The sequence below is a fragment of the Gilvirhabdus luticola genome (assembly GCF_040117515.1).
Taxonomy (GTDB): Bacteria; Bacteroidota; Bacteroidia; order Flavobacteriales; family Flavobacteriaceae; genus Gilvirhabdus; species Gilvirhabdus luticola.
In genome coordinates this window covers 110364-131010 of sequence record NZ_JBEEEN010000004.1, presented here as the reverse complement: position 1 = coordinate 131010, position 20647 = coordinate 110364, and the positions used below count along the sequence as shown (strand labels likewise).

Genomic DNA, 20647 nt, shown 5'->3' with positions numbered 1-20647 from the left:
TCTTACTTTTAATCAAATTCAATTTATGCTCAAAAAAGTCTTTGGTAGTGCAGTATTTGGTGTTGAAGCCACAACAGTAACTGTTGAGGTCAATGTAGATACAGGCATAGGTTATCATTTGGTTGGTTTACCAGACAATGCTATCAAAGAGAGTAATTATCGTATTGCCGCAGCACTTCAAAACAATGGTTATAAAATTCCTGGAAAGAAAATCATCATCAATATGTCTCCAGCCGATTTACGCAAAGAAGGTTCGGCTTACGATTTAACTTTAGCCATAGGAATTCTGGCTGCTTCAAATCAAATTAAAGCTGAAAACCTTGACCAATTTTTGATCATGGGTGAGCTTTCCCTTGATGGAAGTTTGCAACCTATTAAAGGCGCATTACCTATTGCAATAAAGGCTAGAGAAGAAGGTTTCAAAGGATTTATTCTTCCAAGTCAGAATGCTAGAGAGGCTGCTATTGTGAACGACCTTGAAGTTTTTGGTGTAGATAATATTAAGCAAGTCATAGATTATTTTGATAAAGGCGAAAAGCTTGAGCAAACTATCATCAATACCAGAGAAGAATTCTATAAAAATCTGGACTTCCCAGAATTTGATTTTTCAGATGTTAAAGGACAGGAAAGTATCAAGCGTTGCATGGAAATTGCAGCAGCTGGCGGACATAACATTATTTTAATTGGTCCACCAGGAGCTGGAAAGACCATGTTAGCAAAGCGCTTACCAAGTATTTTACCACCAATGACCTTACAAGAAGCTTTAGAAACCACAAAGATACATTCTGTAGTTGGTGGTGTTAAAGCACATTCTGGGTTGATGTCGCAACGTCCATTTAGAAGTCCGCATCACACCATTAGCGATGTTGCCTTGGTTGGAGGAGGTGCGTATCCACAACCTGGCGAAATATCCTTATCTCATAATGGTGTTTTATTTTTAGATGAATTACCAGAATTTAAACGTGGTGTTTTGGAAGTGATGCGGCAGCCTTTGGAAGATAGAGAAGTGACTATTTCAAGAGCGAAATTTACAGTGACGTATCCGAGCAGTTTTATGTTGGTTGCCAGCATGAATCCGAGTCCTGGAGGTTACTTTAATGATCCTGATGCGCCCGTCACATCAAGTCCTGCCGAAATGCAACGCTATTTAAGTAAAATTTCTGGTCCTTTATTGGATAGAATTGATATTCATATAGAAGTGACTCCTGTACCATTTGAAAAACTTTCTGAAGATAGAAAAGGAGAATCTTCAATTGACATTAGAAAGCGTGTCACGGCTGCACGTGAACTACAAACAAATCGCTTTAAAGACTCTGATAAGGTACATTATAATGCTCAAATGAACTCAAAACAAATCAGAAAATATTGCGAGTTAGATGAGGCTTCAAAACAATTGTTGAAAACAGCAATGGAACGCTTAAGTTTGTCTGCTAGAGCATATGACAGAATCTTAAAAGTAGCCAGAACCATTGCAGATATTGAAGGTGTTGAAGCAATAAACGGTTCGCACATTAGTGAAGCGATTCAATATAGAAGTTTAGATAGAGAAGGATGGCTTGGTTAAAAAATATTGGACCAGGACCATTGGTTGCTGCCGCTTTTATTGGACCAGGAACGGTTACCGTGTGTACGTTGGCCGGTGTCAATTTTGGTTTTGTTTTACTTTGGACAATAGTGCTTTCTATAATAGCCACAATAGTTTTGCAAGAAATGGCAGCGCGTTTGGGCATTGTAACTCAAAAAGGATTGTCTGAAGTCATCAGAGAAGAGATTAAGAATAAGTACATCAAAGCCGTTGCTATTTTACTTATACTGTTCGCAATTGTTATTGGTAATGCAGCTTATGAGGCTGGCAATATAACAGGAAGTGTTCTGGGTTTTGAATCGCTAATCGGTAAATTAAATATCAATATTGGTAGCCGTTCAATAAATGGTGTAAGCATCATCATTGGCATTATTGCATTTGCTTTGTTATATCTTGGTAATTATAAGGTTTTAGAAAGAGTTTTAATCTTTTTGGTTGTCATTATGAGTATTGCCTTTGTTATTACTGCTGTTTTAACTGAACCTGATTTTTCCGAAATATTAAAACATACATTAACACCAACATTTCCTAAAGGAAGTTTATTGACTATCGTTGGGCTGATTGGTACAACGGTTGTACCTTACAATCTCTTTCTACATGCTTCTTTAGTTAAAGAAAAATGGAAAAGTAAGAATGATCTAAAATATGCAAGAAAAGACTTAATAATAGCCGTTGTTTTAGGTGGAGTCGTTTCTATGTGCATCATTATTTCGGCAGCTGCCATCCAAACACAAGATATTAAGAATGCAACAGATTTAGCTAAAGGATTAGCGCCATTCTTTGGCAGTTATGCAAAAGTTTTTCTTGCTATTGGACTCTTTGCAGCTGGAATCACCAGTGCTATCACAGCACCCTTGGCAGCAGCTTATGTTGCAAATGGCTGTTTAGGTTGGAATGCTAATTTACGTGCAAAAAAGTTCAGAATGGTTTGGATGTTCATTTTACTTTTAGGTATAATATTGTCATCAATAAGTATAAAACCAATAGAAATTATAAAATTTGCTCAAGTTGCCAATGGCATCTTATTGCCTGTTATTGCAGGATTTTTGCTTTGGATAATGAATCGTTCTTTAGTTTTAGAAACGTATAAAAATTCTTTAACTCAAAATATATTAGGGTTTATTATTTTAACAATTACTATCTTTTTAGGAGCAAAGAGTTTATTAACGGTTTTCAATGTTATTTAGATGCATACTTTTTTAGATATAAATGTTGATGTTGGTGAAGGACTAAATAATGAAGCTCAATTTATGCCATTTATTTCTTCATGTAATATAGCTTGTGGTGGGCATGCCGGTGATTTTGAGATCATGACAAAGAATGTAAAGCTGGCCAAACAACATCACGTTAAAATTGGAGCACATCCATCGTTTCCAGATAAAACGCATTTTGGCAGAGAGATCATTGAAATATCCAGTGCCAATCTTTACACTACCTTAAAGAAACAAATACGTAGTTTATTGAATGTTTTAATAAAGGAACATTTGCAACTTCATCATATAAAACCTCATGGTGCTTTATATAATCTGGCAGCTAAAGACAAGAGGACTGCCAATATAATTATAGAAGTAGTTAAAAGTATTGCTTATCCAATTAAATTGTATGCTCCGTATGGTTCTGTAATTGCTAAATTGGCTTCCGAACAAAATATACCAGTAACCTTTGAAGCTTTTGCTGATAGACATTACAATCATGATTTATCACTTGTTTCGAGAACGAACAAAAATGCAGTAATTATAGATACAGATAAGGCTATTAAACATGTGGAACAAATTATTTTAGGTAAAGTAAAAACAATAAATGGAATTGAAGTTAAAATTAAAGCTGATACATTTTGTGTACATGGAGATAATCCAAATGCAATTCAAATAATAAAAGGTTTAAAAGAACATTTTGGCTAATTTCCAATTAACATATAAACCTTTTGGTGATAAAGCTATTTTAATAGAATGGCCGAATAGAATAGATGAAAATATTCTGAAAGATATTTTGCAATTTAAACAAGTTATTGAAAATGATGCATCTAAATATATAGTTGAAGTAAATCACGCATATAATTCAATATTAATTATTTACAAAAATTTTATAAATGATTTTACAATTAAAATTTCAAATTTAAGTAGACTCTACAAAATTAAGAAAACAGACTTGGTTTTATCCTCTAAACTATGGAAAATTCCAGTCTGTTATGACCTGTCTTTTGGCATTGATAGTGAAGAAATATTAAAGTCAAAAAACATTGATTTAAGACTACTAATTAGGCTTCACACCAATCCAGTTTATACCATTTATTTTATTGGGTTTTTACCTGGATTTCTGTATTTAGGTGGTTTAGCTGAAGAGTTGCATTTTCCAAGAAAAAATAATCCAAGACTGCACATAAAAAAAGGCTCGGTTGCAATTGGTGAAAACCAAACAGGCATTTATCCAAATGAAAGTCCAGGAGGCTGGAATATCATAGGTAATTCTCCAATTCATCTTTTTAATTCTAGTGAGGATGTTCCTTGCCTAATCAAAGGAGGCGACAAAATTAAGTTTTATCCAGTTTCATTAGAAGAGCATCTCCAAATAACCGAATTGGTTAAAACCAATACATATCAAATGGAAAGTGAGGTTTTAAGTGGTTAAAGTCATCAGTCCAGGATTTTATTCAACCATTCAAGATTTAGGAAGGTTTGGATATCGGCAATTTGGAGTACCGATTTCGGGAGTCATGGATAGTTATTCAGCAAAGCTTGCAAATGCCATACTTGGTAATGACGAAAATGACGCCGGATTAGAAATAACCATTAAAGGCCCAGTTCTAGAGTTTCAAACAGACACCGTAATCTGCATTACAGGTGCTGATTTAAGCCCAATATTGAATTCTATTCTAATAGAAAATAATAAACCTATTTCAGTTAAAAAAGGTGATGTTTTAAGTTTTGGAAGATTAAATCATGGCGTTCGTTCGTATTTATCTGTTCTAGGTGGTTTTCAAACACATTTAGCCATGAATAGTAGAAGTATGTATAAGAATATTACGGAATCGCAGATAATTAAAAAGGATGATTTATTGATAATAAATGAGAATATACAAGACTGTAATTTCAATAGTATTTCTGTGGATACACGTTCTTTAAAGTCCAATATTGTAGAAGCGTATCAAGGACCAGAATTTGATAAACTTTCTAAAGAAGAAAAAAAGACATTATTTTCTCAAAAATTCACAATTTCAAAAGAGAATAACAGGATGGCATACCAACTCAATGAATTGGTAATAAATAAAATACAGCCCATAATAACATCGTTGGTTTTGCCTGGAACCGTTCAATTAACTCCTTCTGGTAAATTGATAATATTAATGAGAGACTGTCAAACTACTGGTGGCTATCCAAGAGTTTTTCAATTGAGTGAGAAAGGAATTAATACTCTGGCTCAAAAATTCACAAATGATTTGATTGAATTTAAGCTCTTAACACAATAAGAATTTTTAATTGCAGACATTCCAAATAGGATCATTTGGTAAAGGTGCTGTTACATTTATTTCTTCCTTTGAGACAGGATGAATAAAATCAATTTGTCTTGCATGTAAACTTATACTTCCATCTTTATTACTTCTATCAAAACCATATTTTAAATCACCTTTAATTGGACAACCTATGCTTGCCAATTGTGAGCGTATTTGATGATGTCTACCAGTTTCTAAATTTACCTCAAGCAAATAATAGTTGTCTAGTTTTTTGGTTAACTCATAATGAAGAATAGCTTTTTTACCGTCTGATTTTTCTTTTATAAATGCTGAAGACTTGTTGTTTTTAGGATTCTTTTTAAGCCAATGAATTAAGGTGTTTTTTTCTTTTTCAGGTTTATTCTTGACTATTGCCCAGTAAGTTTTATTAATATTTTTATCAACCAGCATTTTGTTCAAACGTGTTAAAGCTTTAGAGGTTTTAGCAAAAAGGACAATGCCAGTTGTAGGTCTATCTAATCTATGAACCACACCAAGATAGACATTACCTGGTTTGTTGTATTTATCTTTAATGTACGCTTTAACAATATCACTTAAAGGCGCATCACCAGTTTTATCTCCTTGCACAATATCACCACTACGTTTGTTTATTATAATGATATGATTATCCTCATATAGAATTTGTAAGTTAGATTTGTTAGAGAGAATTTTAGACATGTTAGATTTTTAGATTTATTTTAAGGTAGATTTAAATCTAGATGTCATTTTTATAATTTCAGCTAATTCATTAGATAGTTGATTTATTTCATGTTCTGAAATAAATTTTAAATCATGAGCAATTAATAGCTGTGTTTCTATCTCGTATGCAGAGCCCAAAGTAATTTCTAGAAACCTAGAAAAATCCTTATCTGATTTTCTAGAAGAACCTTCGGCAATATTTGAAGGAATAGAAACAGAAGCCCTACGCAATTGATTAGTTAAACCAAATTTTTCTGATTCGGGAAACTTTGAAGTAATCTTATAAATATCAGAACAAAATAATCTACTTCTTTTCCAAATCTCTAAATCTTTAAAGCGATGCATAATGTTCTAATAATCTAAAAAATCTATCAAATCTAATAATCTACTTGTCTAATAATCTAACTTAATATTGCTCACTATCATTCGGAAAATTACGATTTTTCACGTCACTTACATATTGAGATATGGCATTATTCATTTCTTCATATAAGTTCATGTATCTTCTTAAAAAACGAGGGTTGAATTCATGAGACATGCCCAGCATATCATGCAATACCAATACTTGACCATCGACACCATTTCCTGCCCCAATACCTATAATAGGAATACTTACACTTTCAGCAACCTCTTGAGCTAATTTGGCTGGAATTTTTTCTAATACTATAGCGAAACAGCCTGCACGTTCAAGCATTAAAGCATCTTCTTTAAGTTGTTCTGCTTCCTCTTTTTCTTTTGCTCTAACTGTATAGGTACCAAACTTATATATGGATTGAGGTGTTAAGCCTAAATGTCCCATGACAGGAATCCCTGCATTTAAAATACGTTTAATGGATTCTTTAATTTCTTTTCCACCTTCCATTTTTACCGCATGTGCTCCACTTTCTTTCATGATTCTAATGGCTGAACGAAGTGCTTCTTTTGGGTCGCTTTGATAACTTCCAAATGGAATATCAACTACAACTAAAGCACGATCAATAGCCCGTATTACAGAAGATGCATGATATATCATCTGGTCCAATGTAATTGGTAAAGTAGTTTCATGACCAGCCATCACATTACTGGCTGAATCACCTACAAGGATAACATCAATACCAGCTCCATCTACTATTCTAGCCATCGTGTAATCATAAGCAGTAAGCATTGAGATTTTTTCGCCGTTGGCTTTCATATCAACCAAGGTTTTAACCGTAATTCTTTTATATTCTTTTTTAGCTACAGACATGTCTTAATAAAAGTTTGATACTTTGTAAAAGTAGTAAATTAAGTAGTTATTGTTAAAATTTTATTTATAAGGACATGTAAAGTGTTTATATCATATATTTTAGCTAAAACTTTTTAAGTATGACACGTATTATAGCTTTTCTGATTGTATTTATTTCTGTAACATCCTATTCACAGGAAAGTGAAGAAGCAAAAGTTAAATTAGTTGTAGATACTTTTTTTCAAGGGTTTCACAAAGGAGACACCATTCTTTTGAAATCAGTTTTAATCGACAAAATACTTATGCAAACTGCTTACAAAAACAAAGAAGGCGAAGACATTCTTATCACAGACGAACCGAATAAATTGATTAATGCAATTGCTAATAGGCCAGGAAACGAAAAATGGGAAGAGAAGTTATTAAGTTATAACATTCAAATTGATGGTAATCTTGCAAGTGTCTGGACACCTTATGAATTCTGGTTTAATGGAGAATTTCATCATTGTGGTGTAAATTCTTTTCAACTATTTAAAGAAGGAAAAACGTGGAAAATAATCTACCTAATTGATACTAGAAGACGTTCAGATTGTAATTAAAAAGTAAATTAACAATCAGTAAGATAAACACCAATCGCCAATCCACCTTCTGATGTCTCTTTATATTTTGTATGCATATCTTTTGCAGTTTCCCACATAGTAGAAACAACTTTATCTAATGGTACTTTTACATTTTTAGGATCTGTATCTAAAGCTAATTCGGCAGCATTAATAGCTTTAATAGCACCCATAGCATTTCGTTCAATACAAGGAATTTGTACCAATCCACCGATTGGATCGCATGTTAAACCCAAATGATGTTCCATTGCGATTTCTGCCGCAACTACTACTTGTTCTGGAGTTCCACCGAGAAGCTCGCAAAGTGCTGCTGCTGCCATCGCCGAAGAAACACCAATTTCAGCTTGACAGCCACCCATCGCTGCACTAATGGTTGCTCCCTTTTTAAAGATACTACCAATTTCTCCTGCAACTAATAAAAACTTCTTGACGTGTTCAAAGTCTGCCTCATGATTTTCAATAACTAAATAATACATCAATACAGCTGGAATAACGCCAGCACTTCCATTTGTTGGTGCCGTAACCACACGACCTAGAGAAGCATTGACCTCATTAACAGACAAGGCAAAACAACTTACCCATTTTAATATCTGTCTAAATTTTACTTCAGTTTGACGAATAGTTACCAACCATTCTTGTGGCGAATTATAAGGTAAGTTTCCTATTAAATTTTGATACATATCAAAAGCTCGCCGTCTTACATTTAAGCCACCAGGCAAATTACCTTCTGAATGGCAACCAATATACATGCATTCTAACATGGTATCCCAAATACGTTGTAATTCATAATTGATACTTTCAAGTGATCTTATGGACTTTTCATTTTCTAAAACTACTTCAGATATTGATTTATCTAATTGGTTGCAATATTTTAAAAGATCTGCACCAGTTTCAACAGGATATGGAAATGTGCAATAAAAAATTATTTTATTGGCTTTAGAAATTTTCCGTTCTTCTTGAACCACAAAACCACCACCTATAGAGTAGAATATTGAATTTGATTTTCTGCCATTTATAGTTGCTGAAAATTTCATTGCATTGGCATGGAAGGGCAAGAATTTTTTGTTAAAAACAATGTCTGTACTTGGATTAAAAATGATAGGTTTTTCGTTATTAAACTTTAAGACATTATTTTGCTTAATATCAGAAATGATTTGAGGAATAGTTTCGGTAAGAATAGTTTCAGGATCTGCACCACTTAAGCCAAGCATGATGGCATAATCTGTTGCATGTCCTTTTCCAGTTAGCGATAAAGACCCGTAAAGATCAACAGTAATTTGTTCAACTTTATCAAATTTATTGTTGTCTTTTAATTCTTTTATCCAACGTTCTGAAGCTCTCCAAGGACCAAGAGTATGAGAGCTTGAAGGACCAACGCCAATCTTTAGCATATCAAAAACAGAAATACACTCCATAATTATTTAGATATTATTGTAAAAATAGACAATTCACCACGATTAATTCATATTAAAAAATTAGAGTGTTAATTTTAAATAAACATCTTAAAATACAATTAAAATATAAGGAATTAGATTAGAATGTTCAGTTATTAATGACAGCTTGTCAGTTTATTTGTGTTGGCATAATCATTGACATAACAGTCTATGAATTTAAAAAAGAACATTCAACACAGTAAAGAATATATTATGAGTAAAATTATTGGAATCGATTTAGGAACAACAAACTCTTGCGTTTCTGTTATGGAAGGTAATGAGCCTGTTGTAATACCTAACGCAGAAGGTAAGCGTACAACACCATCTGTAATTGCTTTTGTAGAAGGTGGCGAAATTAAGGTTGGTGATCCAGCAAAGCGTCAGGCAGTTACAAACCCAACAAAAACGGTTTATTCTATCAAACGTTTTATGGGCAACAAATATTCTGAATCTAAAAAAGAAGCAGAACGCGTACCATATAAAGTAGTAAAAGGAGATAACGATACACCCAGAGTAGATATTGATGGGCGTTTGTACACACCTCAAGAATTATCGGCAATGGTACTTCAGAAAATGAAGAAAACTGCCGAAGACTATTTAGGGACATCAGTTAGCGAAGCAGTAATTACTGTTCCAGCTTATTTTAACGACTCTCAACGTCAAGCTACAAAGGAAGCTGGAGAGATAGCAGGCTTAAAAGTTCGTAGAATTATTAACGAACCAACCGCTGCAGCGTTAGCTTATGGATTGGACAAAAAAGGTAAAGATCAAAAAATAGTAGTATTCGATTTTGGTGGTGGTACGCATGATGTGTCTATCCTAGAATTAGGAGATGGCGTTTTTGAAGTATTATCAACTGATGGTGACACACATTTAGGTGGAGACGATGTTGATGAAAAAATCATCAATTGGCTAGCAGACGAATTTAATACTGAAGAAGGTATGGATTTACGTAAAGACCCAATGTCTTTACAACGATTAAAAGAAGCTGCTGAAAAAGCTAAAATAGAATTATCTTCATCAGCACAAACAGAAATCAATTTACCATATATTACCGCAACGGCTAGTGGACCAAAACACTTGGTTAGAACACTAACCAAAGCAAAGTTTGAGCAATTGATAGATGATCTAGTAAAACGTACAATTGCACCTTGTGAAACTGCATTGAAAGCTGCTGGTCTTGCAAAAAAAGATATAGACGAAATTATTTTGGTTGGTGGTTCTACACGTATTCCAGCGGTTCAGGAAGCGGTTGAAAAATTCTTCGGAAAGAAACCAAGCAAAGGGGTAAATCCTGATGAAGTTGTAGCCGTTGGAGCTGGTATACAAGGTGGTGTTTTAACAGGAGATGTTAAAGATGTATTGCTTTTAGATGTAACACCTTTATCATTAGGTATTGAAACTATGGGCAACGTAATGACAAAACTCATTGAAGCCAATACAACAATTCCAACAAAAAAATCACAAATTTTCTCAACTGCAGCAGACAATCAGCCTTCAGTAGAGATTCATGTATTGCAAGGTGAACGTCCGATGGCCGCTGATAACAAAACAATTGGCCGTTTTCATTTAGATGGTATTCCACCAGCAAGACGTGGTACACCACAGATTGAAGTGACTTTTGATATTGATGCTAATGGAATTATTCATGTAACTGCAACTGATAAAGCTACAAACAAAACACAAGATATCAGAATTGAAGCATCGTCTGGATTAACAGAAGAAGAAATTCAAACGATGAAAGCTGATGCTGAAGCGAATGCTGAAGCTGATAGATTGGCAAAAGAAAAAGCTGAAAAATTAAATGCAGCAGATGCCATGATTTTCCAAACGGAGAGTCAGCTTAAAGAATTTGGTGATAAATTATCTGATGATAAAAAGAAACCCATTGAGGAAGCACTTGAAGAATTGAAAAAAGCTTACGAAACTAAAAATGTGGCAGTTATAGACCCAGCATTGGAGAAAATAAACGAAGCTTGGAAAGTAGCTAGTGAGGAAATGTACAAAGCACAAGCCGAAGCTCAACAAGCAGGAGCAGAGCCTAATGATTATACTGCAAGTCAAAATGGACAAGGCACTGGTGAAAGCAGTGATGTAGAAGATGTAGACTTTGAAGAAGTGAAGTAATCAATTTAATTAATAATGTAGTGGAAAAGCGCAACCGTGTCGGTTGCGCTTTTTTTATGCCTTTCAATTTGTTATGCACGCATATTAATTTATTATATTTACCAAAACTTCTTTGATATGCAAACTAAGCTTACACAATTATTAAACATCAAACATCCTATTATACAAGCACCTATGTTTTTAGTTTCCAATGTAGCTATGGTAAAGGAAGCTATGAAAAGTGGTATTGCAGGTTGTATTCCAGCACTAAATTATAGGACTCTTGAAGAATTAAGGGCAGCAATTAGAGAATTAAAAGTTGCTAAAACTGAAGGAGGTTCATTTGGATTTAATTTAATCGTTAATAAATCTAATTTTAAGTATAAAGGTCAACTAGAGGTTTTATGTGAAGAAGGTTGCGATTTTATTATTACATCTCTAGGTAGTCCTGAAGAAACTATTAATCAAGCACATAAAGTTGGGATTAAAGTGTTTTGCGATGTTGTTGATTTAAAATTTGCTAATAAGGTTGAAGATTTAGGAGCTGATGCTGTTATTGCTGTTAATAATGAAGCTGGTGGACATAGAGGTAGTATGACTCCAGAGGAGTTAATTAAATTGTTAAAAACGAATTGTAGTATTCCAGTAATTTCTGCTGGAGGCGTTGGAACTAAAGCAGATGTTGACAAGATGTTAAAATATGGAGCTGATGGTGTTTCTGTCGGTAGTCCTTTTATTGCATCTACTGAAGCCAATGTTACTGAAGAATATAAACAAGCCTGTGTTGATTATGGAGCTAAAGATATCGTTGTAACAGAACGCATATCTGGTACACCATGCACAGTGATTAATACGCCTTATGTACAAAAAATAGGAACAAAGGCGACATGGATTGAAAATTTGCTTAATAAAAACCGAAAACTCAAAAAATGGGTGAAGATGATTCGGTTTTCAATAGGCATGAAGGCTACAGAAAAGGCTGCATTAAAAGCAACCTATAAAACGGTATGGGTAGCTGGTCCTAGTATTCAACATACTACAAAAATACTTCCAACCAAAGAGATTGTTAAACGTTTGGTAAATTAATCCATATAAATTCTTTAACTCCAGGTTACTTAAACTCTTCTTTTAGGATATATTTTAGCAATGTCGACATGAGCGTTAAAAATCATTTTGTCTAATTAAAAAATATAAAAATTAGACATTATATCGATTAAATCGTACATTTTATCTAAATGTCTAATAAATAATATTAAAAGTTAGACAAATTGATTATGTTTGTTGTGAATTTAAAACAATAATCATGAAAGCAAAAAAAAGTACTGTAAGTTTCCCATCTCTACTGAATAATTTATCCATTCTTATTGTTTTGTTTACGACCCTAATTTTAACTTCTTGTAGCACAGAAGAAGTTGAACAAGTTACTATAGATAAAGAAGCATTATCTATTGTTGAAGTATTGGAATCATACGGTGAAGATGATAACACTGCTGCCAGAACTGCAAATAGCAAGTCCAATAATGCAAGTTCAAAACCAAAGTTTAAAACCTTAAGTGTAGCTTTGGCAAAAACTGGATTAGCTGGAACGGTTTCATCTAATAGATTGACAGTTTTCGCTCCAAGTGATGAAGCTTTTGCAGCCATAGGATTAAATCACAGAAATATTGTTTCTGAACTTGGCATAGAAACCCTCAAAACTATATTACTTTATCATGTTGTTGGAGATGTAGTTTATAGTGGAGATCTTTCTAATGGTTTTGTACCTACTCTTAATGGAGCTTCTGTTGAGGTAAATTTAGATGCTGGTGTTATGATTAATGATTCTAATGTTATAGTGGCCGACATTATGGCGAGAAACGGAGTCATACATGCCATTGATACAGTTTTATTACCTCCTATGATGAATATTACTGAATTAGCTATTGCTAGTTTTGGAATTGATTCATCTTTAGTTCAGGCGGTTTTAAGAGCAGAGTTACAAGACGTATTAGCAAATGGTGGTCCATTTACTGTATTTGCTCCAGATCAAAATGCCTTCGATATATTTTTAGCAGATAATGGATTTGCAAGTGTTAATGAGGTCCCAGTAGATCTTCTTACCCAAGTACTCTTGTATCACGTAGTTGACGGTAAAGTGTTTAGTCCTGATCTTATGAATGGATATGTCCCTACATTAAATGGTGCTGCGGTAAATGTTAGTCTAGATTCTGGTGTAATGATTGATGATGCTAATGTTATAGCAGCAAACATTCAAGCAACTAATGGTGTAGTACATGTGATTGACACAGTATTGTTTCCACCTACAATGAATTTAGTTGGCGTTGCAAGTAGTTTTGCTCCTGAATTTTCAATTTTACTTGAAGCTGCTACCAAAGCTGGTTTGGCTGACACTTTAATGAATGGAGGTCCTTTCACAGTTTTTGCACCTACAAACGATGCTTTCATTACATTGTTAGCTGCGCTTGAAGGGTTCGATTCTTTAGATGATTTTGATACACCAGAGGAAATTGATTTCCTAACAAGTGTATTATTGTATCATGTAGTAAACGGACGTGTTTACTCGTCAGATCTATCTAACGGACCAGTACCAACTTTAAATGGTTCTGACATAAACGTTAATTTAGATTCAGGTGTATTTATTAATGACTCTGAAGTCATTATTCCAAATGTACAAGCAACGAATGGTGTAATTCATGCTATTAATCAGGTATTAGTACCTTAATACAAAGTCAATATAACAAGCGTTAAAGGTATTATATAATTTACCATACCTACTCAATGCTCGGAAAGCATAATTAAAAATAACTAGAAATAGAAATTACATTTAATTATGCTTTATTTTTTAATCATTTTTATGATCTATTTATTAAAGAAATCAAAATAATATAAAAAAATGACATATTTTACTACAATAATCAATCTCATATTTATAATGAATAGTATGCTAATTTTCGACTTTCAAAAGGATTCTAATATAAGTCATTGGAGAACTGTTAATGATGATGTCATGGGTGGAATTTCCAACAGTAAATTTTATGTCAATGATTCAGGAGATGGTATCTTTGAAGGTCATGTTTCTTTAGAAAACAATGGAGGTTTTGCCATGGTGATGTACAGTTTTAAATCTAAAGATGTAAGAAATTATAATAAGGCAATAATACGTGTTAAAGGTGACGGTAAAAAATATCAATTCAGAATAAAATCTAATACTAGTGATTACTTTTCCTATATTTCTCATTTTGATACCACAGGAGAATGGCAAACTGTTGAGATTAATTTAAAAGAAATGTATCCTTCATTTCGTGGCAGAAAACTTGATAAACCAAACTATCCATCAATTCAAGTAGAGCAAATTGCTTTTTTAATAGGGAATAAAAAGGAAGAAAATTTTATACTAGAAATTGATAAAATTGAGTTCAAATAAAAAACATTAGTTATTGTATTAAATTCCAAGTTTTTCCATCCCATTTCCAGAAATCACCAAGTGCAATTTGATCGTCTCCTAGGTATTTCTTTCCACCATATAAATAGGCCATCTGTTGTTTACTAGCAAAAGTAAACCCAAAACTATGCCTATTTATTGGCCCTTCTTCTGAAAGTGTTTCGATTTGCCGATTGTCTATTTTAAATGTTTTACCCTGCATTTGACGACGATAATTTTTTCCTCCAAACCCAATTATATTATCTCGATTTTCATCATAAATCAACATATGATGATCAAGTGAGGAATTACTATATGGTTCAGCAATTGGCTGCCATTTTCCTTTTGTTCTTTTCCAAATATCAGCATACTGTCCATTTACCCATAAGCCTCCATACAAATAGACTGCATTATTGGATGTATTAAAAGCCATACCAAAAGAAGCCCGTTTTGGAGGTGATGACTCGTTAGATTTTTCCCATTTCCCATTCCAAAACCATGTATCTCCAATAACATCTTTTCCGTTCCAACCACCATAAGCTAAAATTTGTTTTTCATCATTAAGATAAACCATTTGATGATGATCTGCGATATAACCACTTTTTACATCAAGCTGTTTCCATTCTTTTCCATCCCATTCCCATGTATCACCATATGTAGTACGATCATTTCCTCTTCCACCATGTATAATAATAGTATTTCTATCTTTATGGAATGTTGCTGCACAAAAGCCTCTTTCAGATGGTCCTATAGTATTTATTTTAGTCCATTTTTTATTATCCCAAATCCAAGTATCATTAAGATAAATTCCTCTTTCCCTAGTACCACCAAAGAGTACTAATTGGTCTCTAAATTGGTCATAAATTAACACATGTCCCCAACGTTTACCAGGATTATTTTCTTTTATCTTTTCTTGAAATGCTGATACTATTAACGGTATTTGTAAGCAAATTATGAGTATAATTTTTTTGTGTTGTAACATCTTTAGGAATTTAAGGTGACTTAATCTAAAATTAGATAATTAATCAAAGACTAGAGTACTCATAAAGAATAATTTAACAGAACTTAAGTTGATTTCAAGGTATTAAAATTCTAAATTAGCTTACTAACTTAAATTTATAATCATGGAACAAATCAACTGGCTATCACTAATTATTGCGACGTTAACACCTTCAATTGTTGGTATGATTTATTATCATCCTAAAATATTTGGAACTGTTTGGATGAAATCTATTGGTTTGACCGAAGAAGATTTTAAAAAACAAAACAGAGTGTTGCTGTTTACTATTTCTTTAGTTATGTCATTTATTCTTTCCTTTTTTCTAACCAATTTCAATAATTCTGCTGGGCAAGAAGGTGAGTTTGATACTTTTGGTCATGGAGCTTTCCACGGACTTGTTTTAAGTCTGTTTATCATCATGCCTGTTTTGGTTACTGGAGGCATGTACGAACTAAAAAAATTCAAAAATATTGCTATTAATCTAGTGTACTGGATTATTACTTTAGCTTTAATGGGCGGCATAGTGGATGTTATGAACCATTGGCCTAACTAGGATTTAATCATTTAAAGTTCGTAAATTAATGAGGTAAATATTAATTAATCATTATTATGAAAAATAAGGTTGGTTATTTTAAGAAGAATTTTGCTGAATTTCTAAAAAAATATGATGATGAAAGTTTTGAAACCAACAAAACAAAGAAATCAGAACTTTTTAATGATATTCATGGTAAAGTACTTGAACTTGGTCCTGGAACTGGAGTCAACTTTGTTTTTTTAAAAGATTAACGAATAGAATGGATTGGAATAGAGCCCAATCAAGCAATGCACGAATTTCTTTTTGAAAAAGCCAATGAATATAATATTAATGCACGTCTTCTTGAATGTACTTCCGAAAATATAAGTCTACCAGATAATAGTGTGGATTATGTAATTAGCACAGAAGTATTATGCTCTGTAGTTGACCTTAAACAGTCTTTAAAAGAAATTTTCCGTGTTTTAATGCCTAATGGTAAATTTTTATTTTTGGAACATGTTATTGACAAAAATAATTTTGGAAGAAGACTAGTCCAAAAAACTGTACCCTTTACACCATGGAAATGGTATTCTGATGGTTGCAATCCTGGAAGAGATATAGGCTCACATATTAATCAAATAGGATTTGCCAAAGTTGAGTACTCAAATTATATGCAAGAAGGTAAAGGAATAATTAATTTGATTAATAAGCCGCATATTTATGGCTATGCTATAAAATAATTATCTTTCTAATTTAACTTTTACATTATGATATCAAATACATTTAAACGAATAGTTGGATTTTCAAGTATAGGTTCAGCTTTACTTTTTGTTGTGTCAATTGTTGGAATGCAATTCTATATTTCAGGCAATTTAGAAGACGTATCATCATTTATTCAAAATATGCTGAATAATAATGGAATGATGTTACTTTATGGATGGCCTGGTCTAACAGCTACCATGCTTATGATTCCGTTATTTTATTATGTTCATAAAATCAATGAGAAGAATAAATCGTTGTCAAAGTCTTTTCTAATTATGAGCCTTATAGGTGTAGTATTTGTTCTTATTGCATATTTATTCCATTTGGCTTTCACCTATTTTCATGCTCCTATATATCAACAGTTAGGACCTAACGAACAATTAGCTTTTAATGGTGTGTTTAAATCTATGGTTGGCATTCAAGATATGTTTTGGTTAGGTGGTGACATTTTTGCATTTCTTGGCATTGCATTTTTGGCAATACTATCATTAAAAGAAAGAATATTACCAAAATGGATGATTATTTGGGTTGCAATAGCTGGAATTAGTGCAGCTGTAGGAAGCTTTAATTTTCTTCCTGTGTACAAACCTAATCCTGTTCTTGAAGCTATGTTCATGGGTGGATTTTTACTGTTTACATTATGGGAAATAATGATTGGAATTTTATTGATTAGAAATAAAATAGGTTCCTGATAAAGCATTATTTATAGACATGAATAATAGATTCAGATTTTTTCTAGTAATAGTTTTCGTAGTGAACCTAAATATGTTTGCTCAAGACGAACCTCTTAAAATTGGTGTCGTTGGTTTAACGCATTCACATGTCCATTGGATTCTTGGTAATGAAAATAAAAATGATTTTGAAATTGTAGGTATTGTAGAATCCAATAAAGATTTAGCAAAACGCTATACAGAACAGCATGGCTATTCCATGGATATAGTTTACAATACTATGGAAGAGATGATTGATGCAACGCAACCAGAAGCAGTCACAGCTTTCGGTGCTATTTATGAACATCTTGAAGTAGTTGAAACCTGCGCACCAAAAGGCATACATGTTATGGTTGAAAAACCTTTGGCTGTAAGCCTAGAGCACGCCAAGAAAATGGAAGCTCTTGCCAAAGAACATAATATTGTTTTGCTGACTAATTTTGAAACCACATGGTATCCAACAAACCATCGTGCCAAAGAACTGGTTGAAGATGGTGCAATTGGTTACATTAGAAAAGTTGTGATAAGAGATGGTCATAAAGGTCCAAAAAAGATTGGAGTGAATAAAGAGTTTCTGGAATGGCTTACAGATCCCGTTCAAAATGGAGGAGGAGCAATAACAGATTTTGGATGTTATGGTGTCAACTTAATGACATGGCTGATGAATGGTAAAAAACCAATTTCAGTAACCGCAGTAACCCAACAGCAACAAGCCTTAAACAATCCAAAAGTAGATGATGATGCAACCATTATTTTAACGTATAACAATGTAAATGCTACTATTCAAGCGTCATGGAATTGGCCAATTGGTAGAAAAGACATGGAAATTTACGGACTGGATGGAGCTATCTATGCAGACAACAGACACGATCTTCGACTACGAATTTCTGAAGGTTATGATGGCTTTGCCGAAGAATCTTATAAACTTGAAGAACGCCAAGCACCATTTAATGACCCCTTTTCTTTTTTTGCTGCAGTTATCAATAAGCAAGTGACTTTAAAGCCTTATGATCTATCATCTTTAGAAAATAACATGCTCGTTATGGAAATTCTGGATGCAGCTATTCAAAGTGCAAAAACAAAAACAACTATTGACCTTAAACAATAAAGCTTCAAAAAAAAATTGACTAAATTGTAACCAATCAATATGTTATAGCGTCAAGTAACATATAAATAGCCTGTAATAGGTTCGACTACATAATTCATCAATATTTTAATCATAAAAACTTCATCATGTCATTAAATCATATCAGTAAAGTATCATTGACAAAAATAATACTACCATTCGTTCTTCTTTTCTTTTTCAATATTTCTTTTTCACAGAATAAAGCTGAACAGATTGATCAATTGGTTCAAACCTATACCGATTATGGAAAATTCAATGGTTCTGTATTAGTTTCAGAACAAGGGAAAGTGATCTTTAAAAAAGGTTATGGTTTGGCCAATATGGAATGGGATATTCCTAATCAACCCAACACCAAACATCGATTAGGATCGATTACAAAGCAATTCACTGCCATGTTGATTTTGCAATTAGCTTCTGTAGGTAAATTAGATTTACATGCTCCTATTACCACATATCTTCCAGATTACCCAAAATCTACAGGAGACATTATAACCACACACCATTTGTTAACTCATACTTCAGGAATACCTAACTATACGGCGTTTCCAAGATTCTTTCAAGATGAGAGTCGTAATCCATTTACGCCTGATGAATTTGTAAAAAAGTTTCAGGATTCTGTTTTAGATTTTACACCTGGCGACAAATTCTCTTACAGCAATTCTGGTTATTTTCTCCTGGGAGTGCTCATTGAAAAAATTTCCGATAAGACTTATGAAGAGATACTTCATGAAAATATATTTACGCCTTTGAATATGACAGATTCAGGCTTTGATCATCATGAAGATATATTGAAGCATCGAGCAACTGGCTATGAGAAAAGAGGTAGCAATTATGTGAATTCAGATTATCTGGATATGACAATTCCTTATGCTGCTGGCTCTATATATTCTACTGTAGAAGACCTTTATCTATGGGACCAAGCTTTATATACTAATAAGTTATTGCCTAAAGAGTATATGGAACTCTATTTTAAACCACATACACCAGCGTTTGGAAGACAGTATGCCTATGGTTGGGGCGTTGGTAAACAAGCTATAGGAACCTCTACAGACAGTATTTATGTAATTGGTCATGGAGGTGGTATCAATGGTTTTAATACCTTGATCTCACGTATTCCTGAAGACAATTCGCTAGTAGTTTTATTGAACAATACGGGAAGAGCACCACTTAATGCAATGACTAATGCCATTACTGCAATACTTTATGATAAGCCTTTTGATAGACCAAAACAATCGGTTGCTAATTCGCTTTTTGCAATTATCGAGAAAGATGGTATTGAAGCTGGATTGGCACATTATAATAATGTTAAAGATGCTGATGATTACGACTTGAATGAAGGTGAGATGAATACCATGGGTTACCAATTATTGCAATCTGGAAAAGTAGAAGAAGCTGCAGAGGTTTTTAGACTGAATGTAGAAGTATTTCCAGAATCGCCTAATGTATATGATAGTTATGCCGAAGCATTGATGTATCAAGGCAAAAATGATCTGGCTATAGAAAATTATAAAAAATCTGTTGAGCTCAATCCTGGAAACCAAAATGGTATAGACTATTTAAAAAAGTTAGGAGCAGATGTGTCTGAATATGAAAAAGTATTTGAAGTTGCAGACAGTATTTTAGAAAGCTATGTTGGTAAATACGAATTACGACCTGGTTTTATACTTACAGTAACAAAAGAAGGCAGCCAGCTAAAAACGCAAGCTACAGGACAACCTGCTTTTGATATTTTCCCAAAATCTGAAAGTACATTTTACCCAAAAGCATTTCAAGCAGAACTTCATTTTAATATAAATGATGATGGTGTTGTAGACAGTGCTACCTTATTTCAAGGTGGAAATGAAATGTTGGCAAAACGCGTGGAATAGTTCATAAAATCTTTAATATGAAATAAGCCCTTGATCTCGTCAAGGGTTTTATTTTGACAATATAATTTTAAAAGCTAACTTCGTTTATCGATGAGAATCATTAAAACAATACATA

At 33.2% G+C, this 20647-nt stretch carries 21 protein-coding genes; 16 read left to right on the top strand and 5 right to left on the bottom strand.

Going from position 1 to position 20647, the window contains the following annotated elements:
• Positions 1-25 precede the first annotated feature (25 nt).
• The 5 genes from AAFP94_RS08835 to AAFP94_RS08815 are packed head-to-tail and all read left to right on the top strand — an operon-like array spanning position 26 to position 5051.
• Positions 26-1564 (top strand): YifB family Mg chelatase-like AAA ATPase, encoded by a 1539-nt coding sequence (locus tag AAFP94_RS08835; RefSeq protein ID WP_316662231.1) that lies wholly within the window; start codon positions 26-28, stop codon positions 1562-1564.
• On the top strand, positions 1552-2772 hold the full coding sequence (locus tag AAFP94_RS08830; RefSeq protein WP_316662230.1) for an Nramp family divalent metal transporter: 1221 nt from the start codon (positions 1552-1554) through the stop codon (positions 2770-2772). Before AAFP94_RS08835 ends, AAFP94_RS08830 begins: the two co-directional genes overlap by 13 nt.
• Entirely contained in the window at positions 2773-3486 is a 714-nt protein-coding gene (gene pxpA / locus AAFP94_RS08825) for a 5-oxoprolinase subunit PxpA (protein WP_316662228.1), read from the top strand.
• Positions 3479-4213: a 5-oxoprolinase subunit PxpB gene (pxpB, locus tag AAFP94_RS08820; RefSeq protein ID WP_316662227.1), complete on the top strand. Its 735-nt coding sequence runs from the start codon at positions 3479-3481 to the stop codon at positions 4211-4213. Before pxpA ends, pxpB begins: the two co-directional genes overlap by 8 nt.
• On the top strand, positions 4206-5051 hold the full coding sequence (locus AAFP94_RS08815) for a 5-oxoprolinase subunit C family protein (protein ID WP_316662226.1): 846 nt from the start codon (positions 4206-4208) through the stop codon (positions 5049-5051). Before pxpB ends, AAFP94_RS08815 begins: the two co-directional genes overlap by 8 nt.
• Positions 5052-5057: 6 nt before the next feature.
• Here the strand turns inward: AAFP94_RS08815 and AAFP94_RS08810 are convergent, their stop codons facing one another.
• The 3 genes from AAFP94_RS08810 to panB form a co-directional block, all read right to left on the bottom strand.
• The gene (locus AAFP94_RS08810) at positions 5058-5753 is read right to left on the bottom strand and encodes an RluA family pseudouridine synthase (RefSeq protein WP_316662225.1); all 696 of its coding nucleotides are present in this window, start codon (positions 5751-5753) and stop codon (positions 5058-5060) included.
• 15 nt (positions 5754-5768) lie between these two features.
• Entirely contained in the window at positions 5769-6119 is a 351-nt protein-coding gene (locus AAFP94_RS08805; protein WP_316662224.1) for a four helix bundle protein, read from the bottom strand.
• A 61-nt stretch (positions 6120-6180) separates the two neighbouring features.
• Positions 6181-6999 (bottom strand): 3-methyl-2-oxobutanoate hydroxymethyltransferase, encoded by an 819-nt coding sequence (panB, locus tag AAFP94_RS08800; RefSeq protein WP_316662223.1) that lies wholly within the window; start codon positions 6997-6999, stop codon positions 6181-6183.
• 119 nt (positions 7000-7118) lie between these two features.
• On the opposite strand from panB, the gene AAFP94_RS08795 reads away from it, so the two are divergent.
• Complete coding sequence (locus AAFP94_RS08795; protein WP_316662222.1) at positions 7119-7574, top strand: nuclear transport factor 2 family protein; 456 nt, start codon at positions 7119-7121, stop codon at positions 7572-7574.
• Between the two features lie 8 nt (positions 7575-7582).
• Here the strand turns inward: AAFP94_RS08795 and AAFP94_RS08790 are convergent, their stop codons facing one another.
• Positions 7583-9007: an L-serine ammonia-lyase gene (locus tag AAFP94_RS08790; protein WP_316662220.1), complete on the bottom strand. Its 1425-nt coding sequence runs from the start codon at positions 9005-9007 to the stop codon at positions 7583-7585.
• 231 nt (positions 9008-9238) lie between these two features.
• On the opposite strand from AAFP94_RS08790, the gene dnaK reads away from it, so the two are divergent.
• From dnaK to AAFP94_RS08770, 4 genes are all read left to right on the top strand, one after another.
• A complete protein-coding gene (dnaK, locus tag AAFP94_RS08785) occupies positions 9239-11152 on the top strand; it encodes a molecular chaperone DnaK (protein WP_316662218.1) in 1914 nt (637 codons plus the stop codon).
• Between the two features lie 117 nt (positions 11153-11269).
• Positions 11270-12217, top strand: a complete 948-nt coding sequence (locus AAFP94_RS08780) for an NAD(P)H-dependent flavin oxidoreductase (protein WP_316662217.1) — start codon at positions 11270-11272, stop codon at positions 12215-12217.
• A 217-nt stretch (positions 12218-12434) separates the two neighbouring features.
• Positions 12435-13853, top strand: a complete 1419-nt coding sequence (locus AAFP94_RS08775) for a fasciclin domain-containing protein (protein ID WP_316662215.1) — start codon at positions 12435-12437, stop codon at positions 13851-13853.
• Between the two features lie 171 nt (positions 13854-14024).
• Positions 14025-14555 (top strand): CIA30 family protein, encoded by a 531-nt coding sequence (locus AAFP94_RS08770; RefSeq protein ID WP_316662212.1) that lies wholly within the window; start codon positions 14025-14027, stop codon positions 14553-14555.
• A gap of 10 nt (positions 14556-14565) precedes the next feature.
• Here AAFP94_RS08770 and AAFP94_RS08765 read toward each other — a convergent pair whose 3' ends face one another.
• Positions 14566-15534: a kelch repeat-containing protein gene (locus AAFP94_RS08765; RefSeq protein WP_316662211.1), complete on the bottom strand. Its 969-nt coding sequence runs from the start codon at positions 15532-15534 to the stop codon at positions 14566-14568.
• Between the two features lie 142 nt (positions 15535-15676).
• Between AAFP94_RS08765 and AAFP94_RS08760 the strand changes: the two genes are divergently transcribed.
• From AAFP94_RS08760 to AAFP94_RS08735, 6 genes are all read left to right on the top strand, one after another.
• The gene (locus AAFP94_RS08760; RefSeq protein ID WP_316662210.1) at positions 15677-16105 is read left to right on the top strand and encodes a DUF1761 domain-containing protein; all 429 of its coding nucleotides are present in this window, start codon (positions 15677-15679) and stop codon (positions 16103-16105) included.
• A 56-nt stretch (positions 16106-16161) separates the two neighbouring features.
• Positions 16162-16338: a hypothetical protein gene (locus AAFP94_RS08755; RefSeq protein WP_316662209.1), complete on the top strand. Its 177-nt coding sequence runs from the start codon at positions 16162-16164 to the stop codon at positions 16336-16338.
• A 3-nt stretch (positions 16339-16341) separates the two neighbouring features.
• Positions 16342-16806 carry a class I SAM-dependent methyltransferase gene (locus AAFP94_RS08750; protein WP_316662388.1) on the top strand — a complete coding sequence of 155 codons (465 nt, stop codon included), beginning with the start codon at positions 16342-16344 and terminating at the stop codon, positions 16804-16806.
• A gap of 27 nt (positions 16807-16833) precedes the next feature.
• A complete protein-coding gene (locus AAFP94_RS08745) occupies positions 16834-17520 on the top strand; it encodes a DUF4386 family protein (protein WP_316662208.1) in 687 nt (228 codons plus the stop codon).
• Between the two features lie 73 nt (positions 17521-17593).
• Complete coding sequence (locus tag AAFP94_RS08740; protein WP_316662206.1) at positions 17594-18646, top strand: Gfo/Idh/MocA family protein; 1053 nt, start codon at positions 17594-17596, stop codon at positions 18644-18646.
• 125 nt (positions 18647-18771) lie between these two features.
• Positions 18772-20532 (top strand): serine hydrolase, encoded by a 1761-nt coding sequence (locus AAFP94_RS08735; RefSeq protein ID WP_316662205.1) that lies wholly within the window; start codon positions 18772-18774, stop codon positions 20530-20532.
• The last annotated feature ends 115 nt before the right edge of the window (positions 20533-20647 follow it).

What these genes read in the sequence shown, in the direction of transcription:
- AAFP94_RS08745 (WP_316662208.1), top strand. Translation starts at nt 16,834, where the DNA reads ATGATATCAAATACATTTAAACGAATAGTTGGATTTTCAAGTATAGGT.
- AAFP94_RS08810 (WP_316662225.1), bottom strand. Translation starts at nt 5,753, where the DNA reads ATGTCTAAAATTCTCTCTAACAAATCTAACTTACAAATTCTATATGAG.
- AAFP94_RS08795 (WP_316662222.1), top strand. Translation starts at nt 7,119, where the DNA reads ATGACACGTATTATAGCTTTTCTGATTGTATTTATTTCTGTAACATCC.
- AAFP94_RS08775 (WP_316662215.1), top strand. Translation starts at nt 12,435, where the DNA reads ATGAAAGCAAAAAAAAGTACTGTAAGTTTCCCATCTCTACTGAATAAT.
- AAFP94_RS08805 (WP_316662224.1), bottom strand. Translation starts at nt 6,119, where the DNA reads ATGCATCGCTTTAAAGATTTAGAGATTTGGAAAAGAAGTAGATTATTT.
- AAFP94_RS08780 (WP_316662217.1), top strand. Translation starts at nt 11,270, where the DNA reads ATGCAAACTAAGCTTACACAATTATTAAACATCAAACATCCTATTATA.
- AAFP94_RS08735 (WP_316662205.1), top strand. Translation starts at nt 18,772, where the DNA reads ATGTCATTAAATCATATCAGTAAAGTATCATTGACAAAAATAATACTA.
- AAFP94_RS08765 (WP_316662211.1), bottom strand. Translation starts at nt 15,534, where the DNA reads ATGTTACAACACAAAAAAATTATACTCATAATTTGCTTACAAATACCG.
- AAFP94_RS08740 (WP_316662206.1), top strand. Translation starts at nt 17,594, where the DNA reads ATGTTTGCTCAAGACGAACCTCTTAAAATTGGTGTCGTTGGTTTAACG.
- panB (WP_316662223.1), bottom strand. Translation starts at nt 6,999, where the DNA reads ATGTCTGTAGCTAAAAAAGAATATAAAAGAATTACGGTTAAAACCTTG.
- AAFP94_RS08760 (WP_316662210.1), top strand. Translation starts at nt 15,677, where the DNA reads ATGGAACAAATCAACTGGCTATCACTAATTATTGCGACGTTAACACCT.
- dnaK (WP_316662218.1), top strand. Translation starts at nt 9,239, where the DNA reads ATGAGTAAAATTATTGGAATCGATTTAGGAACAACAAACTCTTGCGTT.
- AAFP94_RS08755 (WP_316662209.1), top strand. Translation starts at nt 16,162, where the DNA reads ATGAAAAATAAGGTTGGTTATTTTAAGAAGAATTTTGCTGAATTTCTA.
- pxpA (WP_316662228.1), top strand. Translation starts at nt 2,773, where the DNA reads ATGCATACTTTTTTAGATATAAATGTTGATGTTGGTGAAGGACTAAAT.
- AAFP94_RS08835 (WP_316662231.1), top strand. Translation starts at nt 26, where the DNA reads ATGCTCAAAAAAGTCTTTGGTAGTGCAGTATTTGGTGTTGAAGCCACA.
- AAFP94_RS08830 (WP_316662230.1), top strand. Translation starts at nt 1,552, where the DNA reads ATGGCTTGGTTAAAAAATATTGGACCAGGACCATTGGTTGCTGCCGCT.
- AAFP94_RS08770 (WP_316662212.1), top strand. Translation starts at nt 14,025, where the DNA reads ATGACATATTTTACTACAATAATCAATCTCATATTTATAATGAATAGT.
- AAFP94_RS08790 (WP_316662220.1), bottom strand. Translation starts at nt 9,007, where the DNA reads ATGGAGTGTATTTCTGTTTTTGATATGCTAAAGATTGGCGTTGGTCCT.